The organism is Parasphingorhabdus sp., assembly GCF_048269915.1.
Lineage (GTDB): Bacteria > Pseudomonadota > Alphaproteobacteria > Sphingomonadales > Sphingomonadaceae > Parasphingorhabdus.
The window spans coordinates 56,873-77,446 of sequence record NZ_JBLWTY010000004.1 but is presented as its reverse complement, the minus strand read 5'-3'; the positions used below and the strand labels follow the sequence as shown (position 1 = coordinate 77,446).

Sequence of the window (20,574 nt, the reverse complement as noted above, 5' to 3'; positions counted from 1 at the left end):
AAAAAAAGGGAGCGCCGCGCGGCGCTCCCTTTTTTGTAACCTGTCAGAAAAAATCAGTCTTCTTCGGCGATCCGGACTTTCAATCCCTCAAGATCATCGGACAATTCGATCTGGCAGCTGAGGCGCGAAAACTCGTCGCGATGGTCGCTGCTTTCGAGCAGATCATCTTCGTCTTCGCTCATTGGCGGCAATTTGGCTTTCCAGTCGGCATCAATATGGACATGGCAGGTGGCGCAGGAACAGCAGCCACCGCAGAGCGCCAGCAATTCATCAAAGCCATTGTCGCGAATCGCTTCCATGACGCTGATTCCGCTATCGACGGAAACCGCTTTTTCTTCACCATCGCGGCCGGTTACGTGAATTGTTGGCATAGTTACCCCTTGGACTGACTGTTAATTAAGATTGCCGCACGCTATGTCTGGACCGTCAAAAAGAATCAAGGGCCGAAACGGGGACGATCATTCGATGGGCCTATCAAAAGAAATGATAAAAACCGGACTGAACAATGTCAGCGCAATCGAACCGCGGCTGGCGGCGGCTATTGCACAATCCGGTTATCCTGAACCGCGAATCCGCCCGCAAGGCTATGAGACATTGCTTCGCACCATTGTTGGCCAGCAGGTCAGCGTGGCATCGGCGGCAGCGGTCTGGGACAAGCTGGAAGCGCGGCTCGGCGACGGTTGCCCGGCCGAAGCCCTGATCGTCACCGAATTTGACGAACTGCGCGCCTGCGGGCTATCGCGGCAGAAACAGGGCTATGCCCGTAGTCTGGCGGAGTTGATCCTCTCCGGCGGCCTCGACCTCGCCAACCTGCCGCAGGATGATGAAGAAGCGATCGCGCTGCTGACAAAGGTCAAGGGCATCGGCCGCTGGTCAGCGGAAATCTATCTGCTGTTCGCGCAGGGTCGCCCCGATATCTGGCCAGCGGGTGATCTGGCGATTCAGGTCGGTGTTGGCAATTTTCTGGATTTGCCCGAACGTCCCTCCGAAAAGGAAGTGCGCGAGCGCGCCGAAAGCTGGTCCCCTCACCGTGGTGCGGTGGCGATTTTCACCTGGCACCATTATCATGTGATGGTGATGTAGCCACTAGAGATCGACCGGGTGGTTCCACCAGGCGGTATCGGAAAAAGTGCGCATGTCGAGTTCAAATGTCCAGGCAGAGCGATGCTGATGGGCGATATGAAAATAGGTATCGGCAATCGCGCTCGGCTCCATCAGCTCGTCCTTGCCATGGGCTTTGGCCTCGAGCAATTTTGCAAAGCGCTCCGGCCCGAGCAGCTTGCCCAGCGTATCCGGCGCGTTGACCGCGCTGTCGATCAATATATGTACGACGTGGATGTTTTTCGGCGCAAATTCGGCGTTTAAAGTCTGACACAGCATCCTGCGACCAGCCATGGCGGCGGCATGGCTGTGCTGACCATTGTTACCGCGCACAGCCGCGGTGGCCGATGTGACCAGAAATGTTCCTCCGCCCCGCTTTTCCATCAGCGGCATCAGGATTTTCGCAGCCCGGAACAGCCCATAGGTCCCCAATCGCCAGCCCATTTCGAACATTTTATGATGAGTATCCGCCAGCGGCCGGTTGCCGACCTGCGCGCCAAGATTATAGACCAGTGTCTTGATCGGGCCGACTTCGGCTTCAATCTGGGCAATCGCTTCCTCGATCGATCCGTCTTCGACGGCATTGAGCAAATGACCCGAAGCGGAGCCGCCGGACGCCGTTATTTCGGCTACCATCCGGTCAAGCCCATCCTGATCGCTGCGGCGACACAAGGCGGCGTGATAGCCACCTTCGGCAAAGCGTTTCCCGACATGACCGCCAATACCCGCGCCAGCTCCGACCACCATGCAAACATCCGTCATATAACGCACCTTTTTTTCCGCTATTCGAGAAAGGAACTGAGCTTCATGACTTCTTCCATGAAGGACCGGGGCTTCTTCCAGTTTGCGGTTTTTTGACCACAGCTATCAGCTGGCGATATTTGCTATCGTCAACCTTGACGGTAAAATGCGGATTGCTGCTGGCGATATAATCTGCAGACGGCGCCTTTACATGGTCCTTGACGGAGCCGAACGAAATGCCGGGCGACACGTTGATCGCGGTGAAGCCAAAGCGGGTATCAACCTTTTTGCCGTCCGCCAGCTCACCTTTCGCCGCATAGAAGGCATGCGGGAAATTCTGGCCGAAATCATGCGAATAGAAAGTGACGGTCACATACGCGCGCGCGGTGACCGAAGAACATGCCATGAAAAGCGCAGCGGCCAGACCGGCGATTCTCAATGAATATGCGAAACCAAATTTCACGGTCATTCCCTCGCCTTGTTGTCCAGCCAGAGTGCGGCCTGCCTTGGTGTCTTCTTGTCATCTTTGCGATCAACCATATAATTGGCTTCGCGCATAACTTCCACCGTGATTGCACCGATCAACGGATTTAGCGCTGCGACAAATTTATCTTCATTGCCACGATCCGGGTTCAGCAGCATTATCGCTTCATAGGATGGCACCGCCCCTTTGGGATCTTCGAGCACGACAAAATCATTGGCCGCAATCCGACCGTCCGATGAAAAGGCAGAGATCACGTCCACTTCGCCGCTGGCCAGGGCCGGATACATGAAAGTCGGACTAAAAGACCGAGCGTCTTTAAAGTGGATGGGATAGGCATCCTGCACCATCTGCCACTCTGGCCGTTCAAGAAATTCAACATCGGTGCCAAAATTGAAATCGCTCGACACCCGGGCAAGATCATCAAGTGTCCGGAGCGTTTTTTTTCGTGCGTCTTCGGGACGTACAGCAAAGGCATAGGTATTTTCAAATCCCAGTGCGCCCAGCATTTTAACGCCATGATTCGCATGGCTCCATTGTGCAATCATGTCGAGCATAGCCGTTTTGGGCTGGCTATCGGTGCGCTGCATCTGGTTGGTCCAGATCGTGCCCGAATAATCGACATAGACGTCTACGTCTCCCTCCGACAGCGCCTGATAAACAACCGCAGAACCGAGGCCGTCGCGGTAACGGACCGAATATCCCGCCTTTTCCAGCCGTGACCCGATCAGCCGGGCGAGAATATATTGCTCGGAAAAACCCTTGGCCCCGATCACCACGATATTATCGCGCGCGATCATCAGCGGCAACGTGGCGATGAGCAGGCCCGCTGCAATCATCCCCGATCCGGCCCAGGCCAATATCCGCCGCCGCTCGCGTATACCTCGTTCAATGAGACCGAGCAGCAGGTCGACCGCAATAGCCAGAGCCGCCGAAAACAGGCAGCCGGCCAGCACCAGCGTCCAGTTCTGCGTCTGCAATCCGGCAAAGATCAGATCGCCGAGACTTGGCTGTCCGACAGTGGTCGAAAGCGTCGCGGCACCGATGGTCCAGACCGCAGCGGTGCGGATACCGGCCATGATCGTCGGTGCAGCCAGTGGCGCTTCGACAAGATATAGCTTTTGGGCGCTGGTCATACCGAGACCGTCGGCGGCTTCCGATGCCGCCGGGTCGACGCTGGACAAGCCGGTCACCGCGTTGCGCAAGATTGGCAGCAAGGCATAAAGCGTCAGCGCCAGCAGCGCGGGCAAAAATCCAAATGCTGAGATACCGCCGCCGATCAGTGCCGAGAGGCCGAGCAGCAACGGGTAGAATAGCGCGAGCAGGGCTAGTCCGGGAATGGTCTGGATGAGACTGGCAACGGTCATTGCGACCGCAGCGACCTTCGGTGAGCGGGCCGCCCATATCGCCAGCGGCAGACAGATGAACATCGCGAGGCACAGGGCGGATACGCTGATCTGCACATGGGCGGCGAGCAGCTCCGGCACTCTCGCAAGGGCCTGTTTCCACGCCTCGCTCATATCTTTTTGCTCAACGCGATCAGATGGGCCGCCTGCGCGCGCGGGATAGCCACCAGCGCCTCCGCTTCTTCGCTGACCTTGCCCGACAATAATTGCGCAGGCGTGGCATCGGCCTTGATCTGCCCGCCTTCCATCACCAGAATCCGGTCGGCAAGATAAAGCGCTTCGGCCATGTCATGGGTCACGATGATGGTGGTCAGTCCCAGCTTCTCATGCAGCGCCTTATACTGTTCGGTCAGATTGTCACGGGTCACCGGGTCGAGCGCGCCAAAGGGCTCGTCCATCAGCATCAGCCCGGGCCGTGTCGCCAGCGCGCGAGCAACGCCAATGCGTTGCTGCTGGCCACCGCTCAACTGGTCAGGCATTCGCGACGCCATTTCCTGCGGCAGTTCGACCAGATCAAGCAGTTCCGCGACCCGCTCGTCTCGGCCCTCTTTCTCGCCTGCCAGTTCGAGTCCGATGGCAATATTGCGGGCGATGGTCATATGCGGGAACAGGCCAATATTCTGAAAGACATAACCGATTTGGCGGCGCAGGATATGGGGATCGACCGATTCGACAGGGGCATTGTCGACGAGGATCGTTCCACCGGTCGGTTCAACCAGCCGGTTGATCATTTTGAGCAAGGTCGATTTTCCCGAACCAGACAGGCCGACAAGGGCCACCAGACTACCCGCAGCAATGTCCAGCGACACGGCATCCACCGCCCGGACTGCGCCATAGTGGCGACTGACATTCTGCAGATGGATGGAAGGACCGGAGACGGGCATGGGTGAGCATAGTGACGCGCTTTCGTCTGCATGTCCAACTTCACTTGACGTCCGCGGCAAAAACCGCTCGAATGAACATCAATGTTAATAACGAAACTGGAGCGGATTCATGGGCTATCAAAGTGGGCAAAAGACGATTTTCATCACGGGCGGGGCATCCGGTCTCGGTCGTGAAGTCGGTCGCTATTTCGCCGAACGGGGCTGGTTCATTGGAATCGCTGACGTCAATGAGGCGGGTATGGCCGAAACCGCAGCGCTCCTTCCGGAAGGTCAAAGTTCGATCCACAAGCTGGACGTCACAGATCGCGCTCAGTGGAAACAGGCGGTCGCCGACTTCGGCGCGATCACCGGTGACACAATGAATGTCCTGTTCAACAATGCCGGCATTGGCGAAGGCGGGCCGATCCAGGAAATGGAAGATGCGGATATTGACCTGATGATCGCCATCAACCTCACCGGCGTGATCAGCGGCACGCGCGCCTGCTTTGAAATGCTGAAAAACACGCCGGACAGCTGCGTCCTGTATACTGCATCGGCGGCCGGGATTTACGGCGTATCCGATCTCAGCGTCTATAGCGCGACCAAATTTGCCGTGCGCGGGCTTGCCGAATCGCACGACATCGAGTTTCGCAAATATGGCATCAAGTCCCGTTCGCTAATGCCCGGCTTTATCGACACCAACATCATTTCCAATGTTGTGGAAGGCACCAACCAGAGCGGCAAGGAACGCCTTCAGGAAGCGGGCGTCATGGTTAGCCCGGTTGCAATCATCGGTCCTGCGGCCTGGGGTGCTGTCCATGGCGACAAGCTTCACACACCGGTCAATAAAATGGCCAAACAGCTGGCCTTTGCCGCACGGTGGATGCCCGGACGTGTCCGCAAGCAGTCGGTCAGTCTGGCCAGCAACATTGGCGATGTCCTGGCCGGATCGGAAGAACAATAGCGCCTAGACGCACTGCTCTATTATCTGCGCCAGATCCACATCGCGCTGCGACAATCCGCCATTTTCGCCTGCGTCATGCGTGGTCAGCACGATGTCGACCCGATTATAGACATTGAACCATTCGGGATGATGGTCGGCTTTTTCCGCGTGCAAGGCGACCCGAGTCATGAACGCAAATGCCTCGGTAAAATCGGCAAATTTGAACGAGCGGCTGATCGCGTCGCGCGCCGGGTCATATTCCCAGTCCGAAAGCTTCGCGAAAGCCGCCTTGCGTTCGTCATCAGTCAATCGTGCCACCATATTTATTGCTCCTTGCTTGGCTTTCGCGCCAATTCATGTCTTAAGTCTGTGGCATGAGCGAGGGGCAGTCAACCGAAAGCAGCGATCAGCTAAAAGCCGAGGGGCTGAGTTGCGTCCGCGGCGACCGGATATTGTTCCGCAACCTCGATTTTACACTGACACCGGGCCAGGCCGGCTTGCTGACCGGACCCAATGGCGTCGGCAAATCAAGCCTGCTCCGCCTGCTGGCCGGCTTGCTCCCGCCCTCGACAGGTTCGTGCACAACACCGGAAACCCGGGCATTATGTGACGACAAGCTCGCATTGGATGACCATCTTTCCCTCGAAGACACATTGCGCTTCTGGGCAAAGCTGGATGGCAAAGGGCAAACGGATATCGATGCTGCCATGGCGCGTGCAGGACTCAAGCATCTCGCCGAGGTCCCGGTGCGCTATTTTTCGACGGGGCAAAGACAAAGGGCGCGGCTGGCACGAACCTATCTTGCAGATGCAAGATTATGGCTGCTCGACGAGCCAGCCAATGGTCTCGACGCAGATTCAGTCATGCAACTGGGGACCGCGTTACAAGGCCATCTAGACGGCGGCGGGATCATTGTCGCCACGAGCCACATACCATTACCAATCGCTTTTGATTTCACATTGAAGCTCGCGCCATTGGAAGAATTGGAAACATGTTCATGATGAAGGGCATCGCCACGATCATCTGGCGCGATGTGCGGCAAAGCTACGCCAGCGGCGGGACCTGGCTACCGGTCATATTCTATCTTTCGGCGACAACGCTGTTTCCCTTTGCCGTGGGGCCAGACCGCGACCTGCTACTGCAGACCGGCGGCGGTATTTTGTGGATCGCAGCGCTGCTCGCAACCTTGCTGCCGCTGGACCGGCTGATCCAGCCCGATCTCGACAACGGGGTTTATGACCAGCTGATCGTGCGCGGCCTGTCCGATGAATTGATCGCTGCAGTCCGGCTCGTTTCGCACTGGCTCTCCTTTGGTCCGCCCTTGCTGCTCGCAGCCTTTCTGGCGAGCGGGCTGATGGGCCTGGAGGGAGCTGCCCTCGGTACGTTGCTGGCCAGTCTGGCGATCGCCACGCCGGCCCTGGCTGGTCTCTCGGTGATGATTGCGGCGCTGACCGCTGGCCTCAAAGGAGCAGGCGCCCTGGGCGGTTTATTGATGATCCCGCTGGCCATTCCGCTTTTGATCTTCGGGGCTGGCAGCCTCTCGGCACAAGGTGGCAGCGCCTTGCTATTTCTCGCGGCAATTTCGTTGCTGCTCGTCGCGATTACCCCCTTTGCCGCCGGCGCAGCGCTAAGCGCGGTCCGGGAATAAGAAAGGCGCGCTTGCTACCTGAAAGCTTCCGCTGGAGGGAGCTTGGCCGGCTTTCGCGGCGAACTTTTACGACAAATCTTCCACACGGTTTAAAACCCCGCTAATGGGCGCGGATGACGGCAGAAAAACCAAAGCTAATCATCCGCCGGGCGGAGCTGGAAGACGCCAGAAAAATCTCGTCCTTGTCGCGCAAGATATACGGCAAGGGCGAAGGCTATACAGCCGAAGAAGTCCGCGGACAGATCAACAATTTCGCCGACGGCCAGCTGGTCGCGGAATATGAGGGGAAAATTGTCGGCCATTGCGCCACTTTCCAAATTTCTGAGAAAACCGCGCGCGCAGCGCATAGCTGGGCGGAAATCACCGGCGGCGGCTTTGCCGCGCGGCATGATCCCGAAGGTGAAATTCTTTACGGCATGGAAGTCAGCGTGGACCCGGATTATCGGCGATTACGCATCGGACTGCGCTTCTACAAAGTCCGCCGGGAACTTTGCCAGCATCTCGGACTGAAGGGCATTATCTTCGGCGGGCGCCTGCCCGGCTATGCCCGGCGCAAGCGCAAATATCCCGACCCTGCGGATTATCTGGCGGCAGTGGTAGACAAGCAATTTCGCGACCCGGTGATCAATTTTCAGCTGAATCAGGGCTTTGTTCCGATCGGAATTTTGAAAGACTATATGCCAAGCGACAAAGCGTCCGGTGGCCATGCGGTGCATATGTTCTGGGAAAACCCGCTGGCAGCCGAAGCGAAGATCGAGACACAGACACCGCATGACCGCCTGCCGCAATCGGTGCGCGTGGCGACCGTACAGTTCCAGATGCGCAAGATTGCCACGCAGTCCGAGTTTGAAGAACAGGTAGAATATTTTGTTGATGTTGCCGCAGATTATGGCGCGGATTTCGTCACCTTTCCGGAACTGTTCACGCTGCAGTTGCTGTCCCTGGAGGGCGAAAAGCTACAGCCAGCACAGGCAATTGAAAAAATTGCGGAATATACCGACCGGTTCAAGGAAGTGATGGAGAAACTGGCGGTTTCCTACCATATCAACATCATCGGTGGCTCCCACCCCACGCGCATGGAAAATGGCGACATTCGCAACATATCCTATGTGTTCCTGCGCAATGGTGCGATTTACACCCAGGACAAGCTCCACCCGACCCCGAGCGAAGTGCGCTGGTGGAATATCAAGGGCGGCTATGGCGCGGAAGCAATACCGACCGATTGCGGACCGATCGGCGTGATGATTTGCTATGATAGCGAATTCCCCGAACTGGCCAGACATCTGGTCGATCAGGGCGCGATGATCCTGTTCGTACCCTTTTGTACGGATGAACGGCGTGGCTATTTGCGGGTGCGCTATTGCTGCCAGGCGCGGGCGGTGGAGAATCAATGCTATGTCGTGATGTCGGGCGTGGTCGGGAACCTGCCCAATGTCGAGAATATGGACATACATTATGCCGAGAGCGCGATTCTGACGCCCTCGGATTTCCCGTTCGCACGGGACGGTGTGGCAGCAGATACCGCACCCAATACCGAAACCATCGCAATTGCTGATCTGTCGATGACCAGCCTGCTCACCAGCAGACAATCGGGCGCCGTGCAAAATCTGAAAGACCGCCGCTTCGACTTGTATCGGGTGCTCTGGAAGGGCTAGCCTTCAATCAGGGCTAACCGGACCGGCCCGCGATTTTCATCGCCGGCTTGTGTTCATCGGGCTCCCGAACGGCCCGTCGCCGGTTGCATGACGGCTGCGGCCCGACATCCGATTTCTATAATCAGCCGGTACAGAATTTTCCGCGCCGTTCGACGGGCGAACTATAGCACGTCCGCTCGATTTGATTGCCGGAACAGCATATTTTGTAGATTCTCATCATCATTTTTGCCCCTTTTTTCTCGCTCCAGCCGATAGAGTTTTTCGACATCTTCCTTCCGGCACAGTTCGGACCCCGGCGTCATCACCGCTGCAGACCCCGCAGAGACAGCGAAGTGAAATGCCTCTTCCACGGCAATGCCGGAAGCCAAGGCAAAGGTCATGGCACCAACAAAACTGTCCCCAGCCCCTACCGAAGACCGCACGGTGACTTGGGGCGCTGCCACGTGAACCAGGCCGTTTCCATTCGCAAGCAAGGCGCCGTCCTTGTCCATCGAGACGGCTACATTCTGGGCCTGACCAGCCCTGACCAGCCGGATCGCCTCAGCGCCTGCCTGCTCCCGGTCGAGCGATTGGCCAACCAGCTGTTCCAGTTCGGCGAGGCTGGGTTTGACAAGGAAAACACCGGATCCGTCAAGTGCGCTCTTTAGCGCCGGTCCCGAGCTATCGAGTATCATGCGCGCGCCTTTGCCGATCGCAATATTCGCAATCGACTTGTAAATGTCATCGGGTACATTTTTGGGCAAGCTGCCGGTTGCCACGATATAGTCAAATTCCAGCTTTTCTATCTGCCGTATAAATGCAGCCAGTTCCTTCTCCTCGATTTTCGGACCTTCAGGGACAAAACGATATTCCAGCCCTAGTTGCGTTTCGTGCACAGTGTAGGAAATTCTGGTTGGACCCGACGCTTCAATTTTATGCTGCTTGATCGGGAGCTGGTCGATGCTGTCGCCTAGCAGAGCACCGGTCGCGCCACCGGCAAAATAGACCAGTTCCGGATAACCGCCCAGCGTCACAATAACACGCGCCACATTGATGCCGCAACCACCGGATGCTGCACCTGATTATGGGTCCGGATTTTTACCGTCGGCCGGATATTTGTCGCATCACAGGAGATATCAATGGCCGGGTTCAGTGAGATAGAGAGGATTTTCTGCATGATTTCCTGCCATATGTTGTAAAATCAGTATGTTCAGAACTGCTATGCCCGATCATTGGCGACGTCACACCCGGTAGATTCCCTGTTTGTCACCAGGCATTGATCATCGATTGGATTGCAAACTAGCTTTTGGATGCATTTGCCGCTCCGGCCATGCGAATGATGACGTTCCGTTCGCTTCCGTCAACCGGGAATTGAACCTCTGATAGCGATTGCGCGACACCGTCTACGACGAGCTTGCCGACTTTGTCACCGGCCGCATGCCTTTCGACCTTGAGCGCAATGGAACCACCGGGCTGCCGCAAAATGGCGGAATAACCGTCCCAGTCTCCGGGAAGGCACGGATTGATCACCAGCTTGCCGTGGCGCAATTTCAGTCCGAGAATTTCTTCGACGCCCAATCGCCAGGTCCACGCCGCTGCCCCGGTGTACCAGGTCCATCCACCGCGCCCGCCATGTTGCCTGCCACCGGCAATATCCGCTGCCACAACATAGGGCTCCACACGATATCGTTCTGCCTGCTCACGGTTTTGCACACGCTTGATCGGGCTAAGCATATTGAAAACCTCCATGGCTTTTTCTGCATCACCCAATCGCGCAAAGGCTATACCCAGCCAGGTCGCCGCATGAGAATATTGCCCGCCATTTTCCCTGATTCCGGAAGGATAGGCCTTTATATAACCGGGGTCGCGCGGTGTATGCTCGAAAGGTGGCCAGAGCAGACGCGCAATCTGGTCTTGATGATCGACCAGTTCGCGATAAGCCGCGTCCAAAGCGGCTCTGGTCCGGGTCGGGTCGGCTCCGGCAAACAGCGCCCAGGACTGCGAAATACTGTCTATCCGGCATTCGACATTTTCGGCTGATCCCCAGGGCAGGCCATCATCGTCAAAAGCACGGCGATACCAATCCCCGTCCCAGCCGGTTTCTTCAACATTGCCGCGCAGTTCGTTGGCACGTTGCGACCAGGTTTCGGCAATTTGTGTCTGCCCAATTCGCCGCGCCAGTGCCGCAAAAGCATTGGCCGTTACTATCGCGAACCAGGCAAGCCAGACACTTTCGCCTTTTCCTTCTTCGCCCACCCGGTCCATACCATCATTCCAGTCGCCGGCTCCGATAAGCGGGATTCCGTGGCGACCCCGGGTCACCCCCCGATCCAGCGCGCGGATGCAATGGTCAAGCAGGGTGCGGCCAGCAACGCTGCGCTCAAAGCTCGAATAACGATCTGCCTCATCAGCCGACAGTATCGGTGCCTGAAGATAGGGAATTTCTTCGTATAATATGGTCTCGTCACCGGTCACTTCAACATATTGGCAGACTGTATAGGGGAGCCACAGCAGATCGTCAGAGCAGCGTGTCCGTACGCCACGGTCAGACGGCGGGTGCCACCAGTGCAACACGTCGCCTTCCTCAAATTGATGGGCAGCGCAGGCCAATATATGGGCGCGGGCACGCTGCGGATCATTGTGGAGGAACGCCATCACGTCCTGTAGCTGGTCGCGATATCCGATTGCACCGCTCGCCTGATAAAAGCCTGCGCGAGCCAGTATCCTCGATGCCATGGATTGATAGAGCAGCCAGCGATTGATCATGAAATCAAACCCGGGCTCGGGCGTGTGGACTTCAATCGCGCCCAGCAGATCATCCCATTGCCCGTTCAACTGGCGGAAGGCGGAATCGACTTGATCAGGTTTTTTCCACTCCGCGATCAAGGATCGCGCATGTTTGTCATTGTCACCCTGGCCTACAAGAAATATCAGTTCCTCGCTTGCGCCTGGTTCCAGCTCAATATGGACCTGATATGCGCCGCAAGGATCCGTCCCGGTTTCCGCTGCCCCCTCGAGACCCCAGCGCCGGAGGCCCGCCGGATCATCCAAATTACCTTCTCTGCCGACAAATTCCTGCCGGTCGGTGGTCAATCCGTGCGGCGACCGGTTCGCAGTCAAAAAGGCGACCCGCTCGGCAAAGTCCGGATTCCAGCTATTGCTGGCCAGGATAGCCTGCAGTTCAGGATCATAGGAGCATTGAACAGCCTCCCGCGAAACGCTGCGCAATGCGCCAAGCAACCAGTTCACATAATAGGTAGCCGTCACCCGGCGATGGCGCTCAGTATGATTGGTCAGATGCAGCCGGACAATTTTTACCGGATCGTCGACCGGCACGAAAATTCGCAGTTCCTGTTCCAGTCCATGCGAGATTTTGCGCCACTCGGTGTAGCCGGCACCGTGGCGGATCTGGCACGCGGCTTCCCGGCCACGAGGTTCCGGCGTCGGGGTCCACACCTCTGCTGTTTCTTCGTCGCGAAGATACAGAACCTCGCTCGGTTCGTCCGTGACGGCATCGTTGGTCCACGGTGTGATGCGGTTCTCACCGCTGTTAATTGCCCAGGTAAAGCCGCCGCCGGCCTCCGTAACCGCACATCCGAATTGAGCATTTGCCAAAATATTCACCCACGGTGCTGGCGTGCTGTCCTCGGGTTCCAGATGAATGACATATTCCCGGCCATCCGGGGCAAAGCCGCCGAACCCATTGTCGATCAGCAGATTCTTCGGGCGGGAAAGTTTGGGGGCTGCAGTCTCTTGCACCGGAAATCTGGCAGGTTCAAAATGCGGCAAGCTGGGGCGTAGCTGAAATGCTCTGGCGAGCTGATCTTCCAGCGGCCCGCGCTGATCATCGATGATGACCCGAGATACAGCCTCAACCAGCCGCACCTGATCCGCTCCAATCTGGTCAGCAAACAGAAGATGGACACCTGCATTGCGGCCCAGCATCCACTGCCCGTTGACCTCGTGGAGCAGTTCCATCAAATCATCCCGCACCGGCTCGATATATCCGGACCCCGCAGACTGCATGATCACAAGATCCACTTCCAGCCCTTGCGCGCGCCACAACTGATGCGCCCGGATCACGTCTGCGAGCAGCGCGCTCGGTGTCGAGGCTGCCTTCAGCATCAAAATCGGATAATCACCGGAAATTGCCAACCCCCAGAGATTCGGCTGACCCCAGCGGTTTTGCCGAATCCTTTCCGGATCAGCCCGCAATTTGCCATGGGGATAGGCCAGCAGCGAACCAAGCTGCTGCAGGACCGGGAGTTTACCGGAGGGAATACCCAGCCGTTTAATCTGGTGTGCGGTGGCTGATTCTGCATCATTTATCGCCCAGTCGAGCGACGGCACAGTGGCGTAACGTTCGGCAATTTCGATCGCCCCTTCACGGGTTGCAGCCGCTATCGTGACCAAGCAGAACTGCGTATGTTCAAAGGGTTCAAGGGAACATTGCACCTGCAAAGACATGATCGGGTCGAGTGTCCAGCCGGTGGTTCCGGAAAGTTCCTTGCCCGCGCCCGCAGGCCGCCGCAGGCTTCCGTTGCGACCGACAAACTGGCGGCGGTCCGACTCATGCCCGGCGAGGACTATCTTCTCGTCATCGCTGACGATGAAATGCAGCAACACAGGGGGAGCATCGCGAGGATTGCGCGGCCTTCGCGTAAACAGTTGCCCGCCAATCTCGGGGATATATTCACTGCCAACAAACAGCTTGCTGAACGCCGGGTGTCGTTCGTCATCAAGCGGCGGCGCCAATACCACTTCACCATAGCTCGTGATCCGCAAATTGCGCTTGTGGTCACTCAGATTGCCGATATTCAGACGCCGGATTTCAAGGTCATCGCCGACCGCGACCACGACCTCCATCGACAGGCTGATATCATGGTCGCGGCGATGATATTCCGCCATATGTGAATGAAACGTCACGTCATACTGGTCTGACCGATGACCGGTGGGCTGGCGGGTCGCAGACCACATGCTCCCTTCATCCTGATCATAGAGATAAATCCAGAGGCCCTCGGCATCCTGCACGGGGTCGGCCAAAAAACGTGTGAGAGCGTGATGCCGCCAGCGCAGCCCGCCCCCGCCCCCGGTTGAAATACAGCTCGAAAGACTGCCATTGCCGAGCAGCAGCGTCTGAGGACTGGCGGTTTGAAGTTCCGGCCTCCAGCTTTGCAGGGCCGGAATGGCCGCAGACTGACGACTGGCGAGATCAATGCTCTCAATCCGTTCTACCTCGGAAGGAAGTTCCTGCGGCACACGTTCATTCAGGAGGAGGGAGACCGCACTGACCCGCGGATCCTGTTCAAAACGCCTGACCAGAATATCGTCACACAGGCTATTGCCAATCGCGCACATCAACATGCCCTGATGATGGGCCATATAGGCGTTAACCGGTGTTACGTCCCTTCCATCCTGCAGACGTTCGGGCGTATAGTCCGCCGCCTCAAACATCCCGTAAAGTCCGGAAAGCCCCTGCATATCCATCAAACGGAGATTCTGGACAGCGTCCGCTGGTGTAATCTGCAGGGCAAGCGCAGACGCATAGGGCGCGACAACGACATCCTTGGCCAGCCCCCGACGGAGTCCAAGGCCGGGAACGCCAAATGCCTGATATTGGTAGCGATGGTCCGGATCACGAGCGGAATAGGCTGATTCGGATATACCCCATGGCAGCTGATTTGATCGACCATAGGCCTGATGCATCTTCACCGCGACTTTCTCACTTTCGTAGAGCAAGGTATTCGGGCCGCTTCGCATCAACAGGCGTGGCATCAAATATTCAAACATCGAGCCGTTCCAGGAGATGAGCGTCAGACCATTGTCGCTCCGCATCACGGGACGGCCAAGGTGGAACCAGTGCTCCACCGGGACGTCCTGCCTTGCAATGGCAAAATAGCTGGCGAGTCGTGCTTCACTGGCAAGCAAATCATAATGATGGGGATCAAGCCGGTCGGAACTGACGTTATAGCCAATGTGAAACAGGCGGCGTTCGCGATCATATAAGGGTGCGAATTCCATTCGATCGGCATATTTCATCGTCTTCAACGAAAGTTTTTTGAGCTTTACCGAAAGCCGATGATGGTTTTTTTGTGCCGTTTTCAACGCCTCACCAAGAGACTGAAGTCCCAATTTTTCTTGCCTGTCGTCGGTTTGATGATTGATGAGCAATCCCAGCGCCCGGTCAAAAACCGGCTGGCTTGAACCGGCGTTCAGCAGGTTCATTACTTCTTGGTGGACCGCGACAAGACCCGATGGCAAGTCACCGATCCGCAACCAGGGAGCATAATTCTCAATATCATGCTTCATCGCCTGAAGATGATGCCGGGAACGCTCCAGCCAACTGTGCAATTCCCGAAGGCTGGCCGTTGGAATGGAGTCATATGCAATCGCAGCTTCCCCAACCTGTTTTTCAAACTCGACTATCTCTGTTTCCAGAATCATGGTCAAAGCCGCATGCCATTCCAGTGGTTTGGCCGCTATTTGATCCAGGTCGGCACGCAATGTCGCTACATCCGCTTCCAGCGTGCCCAGACCATCAGGAAGTTTTTGCAATGCCCCCGCGAACAGTCGCAGCGCATCGTCAAGCCCGGCCCATCGTTGCGGCTCGATAGCGGGCGCATGCGCTATGTCCCGTAACAGCACGGCATAGGCAAGCAGGCATCCGGCGAGATTGCCGCTGTCGACGACAGACACATAGCGCGGCTCAAGCGGCTGTAGTTTAAGCGTATCATACCAGTTCAGAAAATGGCCGCGATGGGTTTCCAGCCGGTCGAGACTGGCGAAGCTGTTATCCGTCCGGGCGGCCAGCTCTTCCTTACCAAGATAGCCAAGATCCCAGGCAGTTGCGGTTGAGAGCATCATCATGCCGATATTCGTCGGCGACGTACGGTGCGCGATTTCCGGATGGGGTTCACCCTGGAAATTATCGGGTGGCAGCCAGTTATCCTGCGGGCCTGCGAAAGTTTCAAAATAGAGCCAGGTCCGCCGGGCCAGTTCGCGCAGGAATAATTTATCCGTCTCTCCAAGCGGTCTGGCCGGTTTGTGGCGCGGGCGATTGAGCAAGACCGTTATTTCCGGTGCGACGAACCACAGCATCAGAAGCGGCAGCGCCGCCAGCATGGATGATGGATTGATAATTTGGATCGCTAGCCCAAGAGAAACGGATATTGCCGATCCAGGCCACATTCTCCGCCAGATTGCGGCACGCGAATTGAGGTTTTTTTGACGCTCTGTTTCATGCGCCGCGGTCGTCCATTGCAGCAGGTTTTTATGGGATATTAGGCTTCGCCATAAGGTTATCCCTATAGCATGCACGGCAATCACGCTTTCATATGGCAGATAGGCAATTGTCAGAAACCAGCGCCCGCTCTGGTCGGTCAGCTGCGCAAAAAGCCCCCGCACCGCCCCGCGCCTCCGTCCCTGTGCCAGACCGGTGACGAGGTCGGTAAACAGCTGTCCGGCATGAGCGAATATCGTGAGCAGCGTCCAGAACCAGGGATTACCGGGCAGGAACAGCCAACCGACGATCACCATGATTAGCAAGGACGGCTGGACCAGACTGCGGCGCAAATTGTCGATGATCTTCCAGATATCCAGACCGGACAGTCCGCTGGCCCTTTTCAGTCCCGCCGTCCCGCGTACCGATCGGTGAAGCCAGGGCAGCAATTGCCAGTCTCCCCGAACCCAGCGGTGCCAGCGCTTCACATATTCCAGATAGGTTCCGGGAAATCCTTCATAAAGGATGATATCGGAGGCAAGGCCCACGCGTCCGAGAGCGCCTTCCAGCAAGTCGTGACTCAATACTGAATTTTCCGCAATGCGTCCGTCTATACAGCGATAGAAAGCGGCAACATCATAAATTCCCTTGCCGATAAAACTGCCTGACCCAAACAGATCCTGATAGACGTTGGAAACCGCACGGCTGTAGATATCAATGGCCGTATCACCAGCAAAGAAGCGGGTAAAAAAAGTCCGGCTGACATTTTGCGGTGCCATTTCCACCCGCGGCTGCAATATCGAATATCCGGAAACCATCTGGCCGCTGTCATCATCAAAATAGGCCTGGTTCTGGGGATGGGCGAGGGTTCCCGCCATTTTTGCCACGCTGCCGGTAGGAAGGACGGTATCCGCATCGACGGTGACAACAAACCGGATATTGGCCAGGGCCGCACGATCGCCTTCATGAAGCGAAAAACCCCGATCATCATCTTCCATCAGCAGGCGGTTGAACTGCTCCAGTTTCCCGCGCTTGCGTTCCCACGCCATCCAGCAGTTTTCCGAGCGATTATACTGGCGGGGGCGACACAGGACATGAAACGGGGAAATGTGCGCCTTTCCATGCTTTCTGTTCAGCGATCGTACCTGATCTACCAGCTGTCCGGTTATGTCCTCATCACCCGGAATCTCGGCAGCGTCGGCATCGGCCAGGTCGGCGAGCAAGGCGACCTGCAGCCTGCTATCCCTGTTCGCAATCCAGTGGGTTTCGATCTGCTGTATCAAACCGGACACCTCGTCCGGTTTTGCGACAATTGCCGGGATAATGACGATAGTCGAACAATCATCCGGAAGCCCCTCGGTAAAGTCCAGCTTCGGTAAGGCTTTGGGCGGCACGACAAGAGTCACGAGGCGCTGGACCAACGATATGGATAATATGGATGCTGGAATTAACATGACCAGCAACGCACCAATCCATTCGGCCAGGCTGACCTCGATGAACAGGAGATAGAGCGCGGGAATCAGAAGCGCGCCGATCCAGAAGGACAATAATGCGATCGAATATATTGGTCCTGCGTGATCAAAAGCCGCCCGTCTCAGCCGCAACCCCAGCGGCGGTCTTACTCCTAGAGACTTTTCAAAGACACGCCGGCCATTGCCGATCAGCCAGTAGCCGACATGATCCTTGCCTTGTCCTGGATTGGCGGCATCCGCCTGCCTGATGACCTCCGTGGCAAGATCGGATTCGCTGATATCCGAATAGGACGCGAGTATTTCAACCGCACGCCGGTAGCGGTCACGCGTTTCAAAATCCATTCTTGAATAATATTGTGCCGGGTCGCCTTTCAGGATTTTCTCGACGTGGCTGGTCTGATCAAAGAAATCTTCCCATGAAATCGACGCGATCAGCGACAGATTTGCAATTGATCGCGCCACACGTTCAGTATCGTCCAGCGAATAAGGCGCATTTGCTGCTTTTGTGGGAGCAAAAGGCTGTGGAATCTGGTTTTCGAATATCGCAGTCAGCGAAGAAACCAGAATTTCAAGACAGGCTATGCGCAGCATCGTTGGAAAGGCCCATAGCTCGGCAATGGTGAGCGGTGTTATCCGCTGATAGGCACAGATAAACTGGATGGTCCCAGGCAATGTAACCTGCAATTTGGTCGCCAGGAGCAAGCCGTGGGCCAGGGAGAAAACTCTCGGAAATCCTGAATCGGAATCTGCTTCGAGGGCAGGCAGTTTTTCATAAAAGCTTGATGGTAAATCCTGCTTGATCTGGCGAATGGCCCGGTAAATTTGATAGTCATTGTCGAGAAGCCATTCAGCGGCCTTCCCTGCTTCGCTTGACGCTTGCGCTGCTGCCGTTCGGGCCTGCGTCAACCATTCATCCGCCTGATCGATATTCTTCCACGCTGGAACGGGTTTTGCCGGCAAAGCAGCCAATTTATGACTGTCATGAAGGACGGCGGCTGCGCGTTCCAGCCCGCCAACACCTTCATCGTCTGCGACTATAATGTCCGGATCAGAGGAAACAGTGGCCTGGTGGCCACTGGATTCGATATAGTCGTCGTCCGTGGCGCTATCCATCACGCTTTAATGTGCTGGCGCCCAGAAGATTCCTCGGTCATGTCGATTATATTGGTTTTCATAGCGTTGGGAACCAGCCTTTTGTCCTGCTATTTGATGGCGAATTATCAATGCCGGAACAGCGGTATGCGCAGCAATATGTCTCGCCACATTACCACAGGAAATATCGGTCAACGTACCACGGCCGCGTGCGGAGAGGACGAGCAAATCAGCCCTCCGGTCTGCTGCAATATGCGCCAAACGATCCCGGGCATCACCGTCGCTTTCAACAACGGCAGTTACGGTTAAATCCTTGCTGCTCAATCTGGTTTGCAGACGATCGAGGTAACTGCGCGCGTTTTTTTCATTATGCTTCTGCAGTTCGGCAAGCAAATTTCTGGCTGCGCTGTCCTGGAGACTTGGTTCCAGTATTTCGGGCTTTGGCACGACGTGAGCGAGGATCAATTCCGCGCCGTAATTGCGAGCGATCCGAACCGCGAATGGCAGCACACTTTCCGCCCGGCACGATCCGTCAAGTGGGACCATGATGCGGTGATAACGAACAATGTCAACGCTGACCTGGTCAGGGGGGACCAGCAGCATGGATGCGCCGCTTTCATCGAGAACTTTCTGCACCGTTATCCCAAGCGAAGATTGCCCCTCTAATCCCCATGCTTCCCGCTTGGACGATCCGCATTTTGTCGCCATCACCAACAGGTTTCCGACATGCTCCCTTGCCCAGCGCGAAATTTCATCCCCAGCAATACCGTTCAGCAGATATTGGTCCTTCGCGGCGAGTCCTTCAGGTTCGGAATCAAGAATATGGGACAAATGATCCCGCGCCTCGCGCTGACGGAGTTGCCATTCAATCGGATCCCTGGGAGCAATTTCTGATGTCTCGGGCGGCATGACGTGCATAAACTTCACCGGGATTTCCAGACCCGCTGCGACCGCTTTGGCATGACGAAATACCAATATTCCCAAAGCGGAATCATCGACACAAGCAACCGCGCTGCGAAAGCTGGCACCCGCGGTTTCATGAAGTCCCCGGGGGTTCCCGTGCCGCTCATTTTGCGGCGCGAATTCCGGCAGGTTTTTGGCAAAAGGCGGTATAATCGTCGATGGCTTATGTTGCATTGCGAGAATCCCTCTTAATTGACTGCGATTCCCCCCCTTTTTTTCTTTTAACGATTCGAGCCTGACACGAATTGATTGTGGTCAAGATCGGCTCATCTATTTCATCACGAAGCTCAGAATTAAATTTTCTGCCCTCCCGCAATATCATTTAGTTGCTCAATATCATAGATTTCTATACTATTATTGTCCTTACCCAGGCGCTTTGCCTGCACAAGTCCGGCCTCTCTCAACTTCCGGATGATCCGGCTGTACGTCTCAGGCGCAATAGCGAGATGAGCTGCAATATCTCGTTGGGTCATCGGCAAGTCGATTGTGACAGGACGTCCCCCGACGTCGGCATTTTGTCGATCCGCCATTTTGATTAAAAATGCCGCTATCCTTGATGACGGATGAGCCATCGCAAGCATCGAAATATGCTGCTGTGCATCCGCCTCCTGAGTGGCGATCCAGCGGATCAGTCTTTCGCGTGCCTGCTTGTTTTGCATAACCTCCCGGTAGAATCTCACGCGCCCTATTGATCGCAATTTCACCGCTGTTATTGTTTTCGCACTATATGTATATTCACTCGCACCCGTGAGGCCGACAATTGCGCCAGAGGAAGGAAAACCGAGAACGATATTGCGGCCATCCTCCGTTACTGTCGACAATCGAATTGTACCGCTGACAAGCTCGAAGAGATACTCTGCCGCACTGCCTTGATGACATAATATTTGACCGGCCTGGACGTCCCGGACAAGTTCGTCCGGACGACCTTCCCGCCACCTGAATAATTTGTCAGGCCAATCCGTTGGGTTATCGAAGAGCCCGAACTGCTCCATCCATTTGCCACTTTCCTAT

General features: G+C 56.2%; 15 protein-coding genes. 5 read left to right on the top strand and 10 right to left on the bottom strand.

The features are described from left to right. Nucleotides 1-53: 53 nt before the first annotated feature. Complete coding sequence (locus ACN0WX_RS11705; protein ID WP_067198048.1) at nt 54-371, bottom strand: 2Fe-2S iron-sulfur cluster-binding protein; 318 nt, start codon at nt 369-371, stop codon at nt 54-56. Between the two features lie 94 nt (nt 372-465). On the opposite strand from ACN0WX_RS11705, the gene ACN0WX_RS11700 reads away from it, so the two are divergent. Beyond that, nucleotides 466-1,083 carry a DNA-3-methyladenine glycosylase family protein gene (locus tag ACN0WX_RS11700; protein ID WP_417622510.1) on the top strand — a complete coding sequence of 206 codons (618 nt, stop codon included), beginning with the start codon at nt 466-468 and terminating at the stop codon, nt 1,081-1,083. 3 nt (nt 1,084-1,086) lie between these two features. Here ACN0WX_RS11700 and ACN0WX_RS11695 read toward each other — a convergent pair whose 3' ends face one another. The 4 genes from ACN0WX_RS11695 to ACN0WX_RS11680 are packed head-to-tail and all read right to left on the bottom strand — an operon-like array spanning nt 1,087 to nt 4,613. After that, nucleotides 1,087-1,863, bottom strand: a complete 777-nt coding sequence (locus tag ACN0WX_RS11695; RefSeq protein WP_417622509.1) for an SDR family NAD(P)-dependent oxidoreductase — start codon at nt 1,861-1,863, stop codon at nt 1,087-1,089. Between the two features lie 43 nt (nt 1,864-1,906). Continuing rightward, nucleotides 1,907-2,311: a hypothetical protein gene (locus ACN0WX_RS11690; protein WP_417622508.1), complete on the bottom strand. Its 405-nt coding sequence runs from the start codon at nt 2,309-2,311 to the stop codon at nt 1,907-1,909. Then, entirely contained in the window at nt 2,308-3,843 is a 1,536-nt protein-coding gene (locus ACN0WX_RS11685) for an ABC transporter permease/substrate-binding protein (protein ID WP_417622507.1), read from the bottom strand. The genes ACN0WX_RS11690 and ACN0WX_RS11685 overlap by 4 nt, the downstream gene beginning before the upstream one ends. Then, the gene (locus tag ACN0WX_RS11680; protein WP_417622506.1) at nt 3,840-4,613 is read right to left on the bottom strand and encodes an ATP-binding cassette domain-containing protein; all 774 of its coding nucleotides are present in this window, start codon (nt 4,611-4,613) and stop codon (nt 3,840-3,842) included. Before ACN0WX_RS11680 ends, ACN0WX_RS11685 begins: the two co-directional genes overlap by 4 nt. 109 nt (nt 4,614-4,722) lie before the next feature. On the opposite strand from ACN0WX_RS11680, the gene ACN0WX_RS11675 reads away from it, so the two are divergent. Next, nucleotides 4,723-5,556: an SDR family oxidoreductase gene (locus ACN0WX_RS11675; protein WP_417622505.1), complete on the top strand. Its 834-nt coding sequence runs from the start codon at nt 4,723-4,725 to the stop codon at nt 5,554-5,556. A gap of 3 nt (nt 5,557-5,559) precedes the next feature. Here ACN0WX_RS11675 and ACN0WX_RS11670 read toward each other — a convergent pair whose 3' ends face one another. Next, entirely contained in the window at nt 5,560-5,889 is a 330-nt protein-coding gene (locus ACN0WX_RS11670) for a 4a-hydroxytetrahydrobiopterin dehydratase (RefSeq protein ID WP_417622602.1), read from the bottom strand. A gap of 20 nt (nt 5,890-5,909) precedes the next feature. Between ACN0WX_RS11670 and ccmA the strand changes: the two genes are divergently transcribed. The 3 genes from ccmA (at nt 5,910) to ACN0WX_RS11655 (ending at nt 8,838) form a co-directional block, all read left to right on the top strand. Further along, nucleotides 5,910-6,536, top strand: coding sequence for a heme ABC exporter ATP-binding protein CcmA (gene ccmA / locus ACN0WX_RS11665; protein WP_417622504.1), 627 nt, complete (start codon nt 5,910-5,912; stop codon nt 6,534-6,536). Then, on the top strand, nt 6,536-7,183 hold the full coding sequence (locus tag ACN0WX_RS11660; RefSeq protein ID WP_417622601.1) for a heme exporter protein CcmB: 648 nt from the start codon (nt 6,536-6,538) through the stop codon (nt 7,181-7,183). The genes ccmA and ACN0WX_RS11660 overlap by 1 nt, the downstream gene beginning before the upstream one ends. A 113-nt stretch (nt 7,184-7,296) precedes the next feature. Then, nucleotides 7,297-8,838, top strand: a complete 1,542-nt coding sequence (locus ACN0WX_RS11655; protein WP_417622503.1) for a nitrilase-related carbon-nitrogen hydrolase — start codon at nt 7,297-7,299, stop codon at nt 8,836-8,838. A gap of 161 nt (nt 8,839-8,999) precedes the next feature. On the opposite strand, the gene ACN0WX_RS11650 is transcribed toward ACN0WX_RS11655, so the two are convergent. The 4 genes from ACN0WX_RS11650 to ACN0WX_RS11635 all read right to left on the bottom strand — a co-directional run bounded on the left by ACN0WX_RS11650 (nt 9,000) and on the right by ACN0WX_RS11635 (nt 20,555). After that, nucleotides 9,000-9,866 carry a 1-phosphofructokinase family hexose kinase gene (locus ACN0WX_RS11650; RefSeq protein WP_417622502.1) on the bottom strand — a complete coding sequence of 289 codons (867 nt, stop codon included), beginning with the start codon at nt 9,864-9,866 and terminating at the stop codon, nt 9,000-9,002. A gap of 250 nt (nt 9,867-10,116) precedes the next feature. Next, nucleotides 10,117-18,621, bottom strand: coding sequence for a GH36-type glycosyl hydrolase domain-containing protein (locus ACN0WX_RS11645; protein WP_417622501.1), 8,505 nt, complete (start codon nt 18,619-18,621; stop codon nt 10,117-10,119). A 6-nt stretch (nt 18,622-18,627) separates the two neighbouring features. Continuing rightward, nucleotides 18,628-19,737, bottom strand: a complete 1,110-nt coding sequence (locus tag ACN0WX_RS11640; protein WP_417622500.1) for a universal stress protein — start codon at nt 19,735-19,737, stop codon at nt 18,628-18,630. 119 nt (nt 19,738-19,856) lie between these two features. After that, on the bottom strand, nt 19,857-20,555 hold the full coding sequence (locus tag ACN0WX_RS11635) for a Crp/Fnr family transcriptional regulator (protein ID WP_417622499.1): 699 nt from the start codon (nt 20,553-20,555) through the stop codon (nt 19,857-19,859). Nucleotides 20,556-20,574: the final 19 nt, after the last annotated feature.

Coding starts and splice junctions, on each gene's coding strand:
- ACN0WX_RS11705 (WP_067198048.1), bottom strand. CDS start 371: ATGCCAACAATTCACGTAACCGGCCGCGATGGTGAAGAAAAAGCGGTT.
- ACN0WX_RS11700 (WP_417622510.1), top strand. CDS start 466: ATGGGCCTATCAAAAGAAATGATAAAAACCGGACTGAACAATGTCAGC.
- ACN0WX_RS11695 (WP_417622509.1), bottom strand. CDS start 1,863: ATGACGGATGTTTGCATGGTGGTCGGAGCTGGCGCGGGTATTGGCGGT.
- ACN0WX_RS11690 (WP_417622508.1), bottom strand. CDS start 2,311: ATGACCGTGAAATTTGGTTTCGCATATTCATTGAGAATCGCCGGTCTG.
- ACN0WX_RS11685 (WP_417622507.1), bottom strand. CDS start 3,843: ATGAGCGAGGCGTGGAAACAGGCCCTTGCGAGAGTGCCGGAGCTGCTC.
- ACN0WX_RS11680 (WP_417622506.1), bottom strand. CDS start 4,613: ATGCCCGTCTCCGGTCCTTCCATCCATCTGCAGAATGTCAGTCGCCAC.
- ACN0WX_RS11675 (WP_417622505.1), top strand. CDS start 4,723: ATGGGCTATCAAAGTGGGCAAAAGACGATTTTCATCACGGGCGGGGCA.
- ccmA (WP_417622504.1), top strand. CDS start 5,910: ATGAGCGAGGGGCAGTCAACCGAAAGCAGCGATCAGCTAAAAGCCGAG.
- ACN0WX_RS11660 (WP_417622601.1), top strand. CDS start 6,536: ATGAAGGGCATCGCCACGATCATCTGGCGCGATGTGCGGCAAAGCTAC.
- ACN0WX_RS11655 (WP_417622503.1), top strand. CDS start 7,297: ATGACGGCAGAAAAACCAAAGCTAATCATCCGCCGGGCGGAGCTGGAA.
- ACN0WX_RS11645 (WP_417622501.1), bottom strand. CDS start 18,621: ATGGATAGCGCCACGGACGACGACTATATCGAATCCAGTGGCCACCAG.
- ACN0WX_RS11640 (WP_417622500.1), bottom strand. CDS start 19,737: ATGCAACATAAGCCATCGACGATTATACCGCCTTTTGCCAAAAACCTG.
- ACN0WX_RS11635 (WP_417622499.1), bottom strand. CDS start 20,555: ATGGAGCAGTTCGGGCTCTTCGATAACCCAACGGATTGGCCTGACAAA.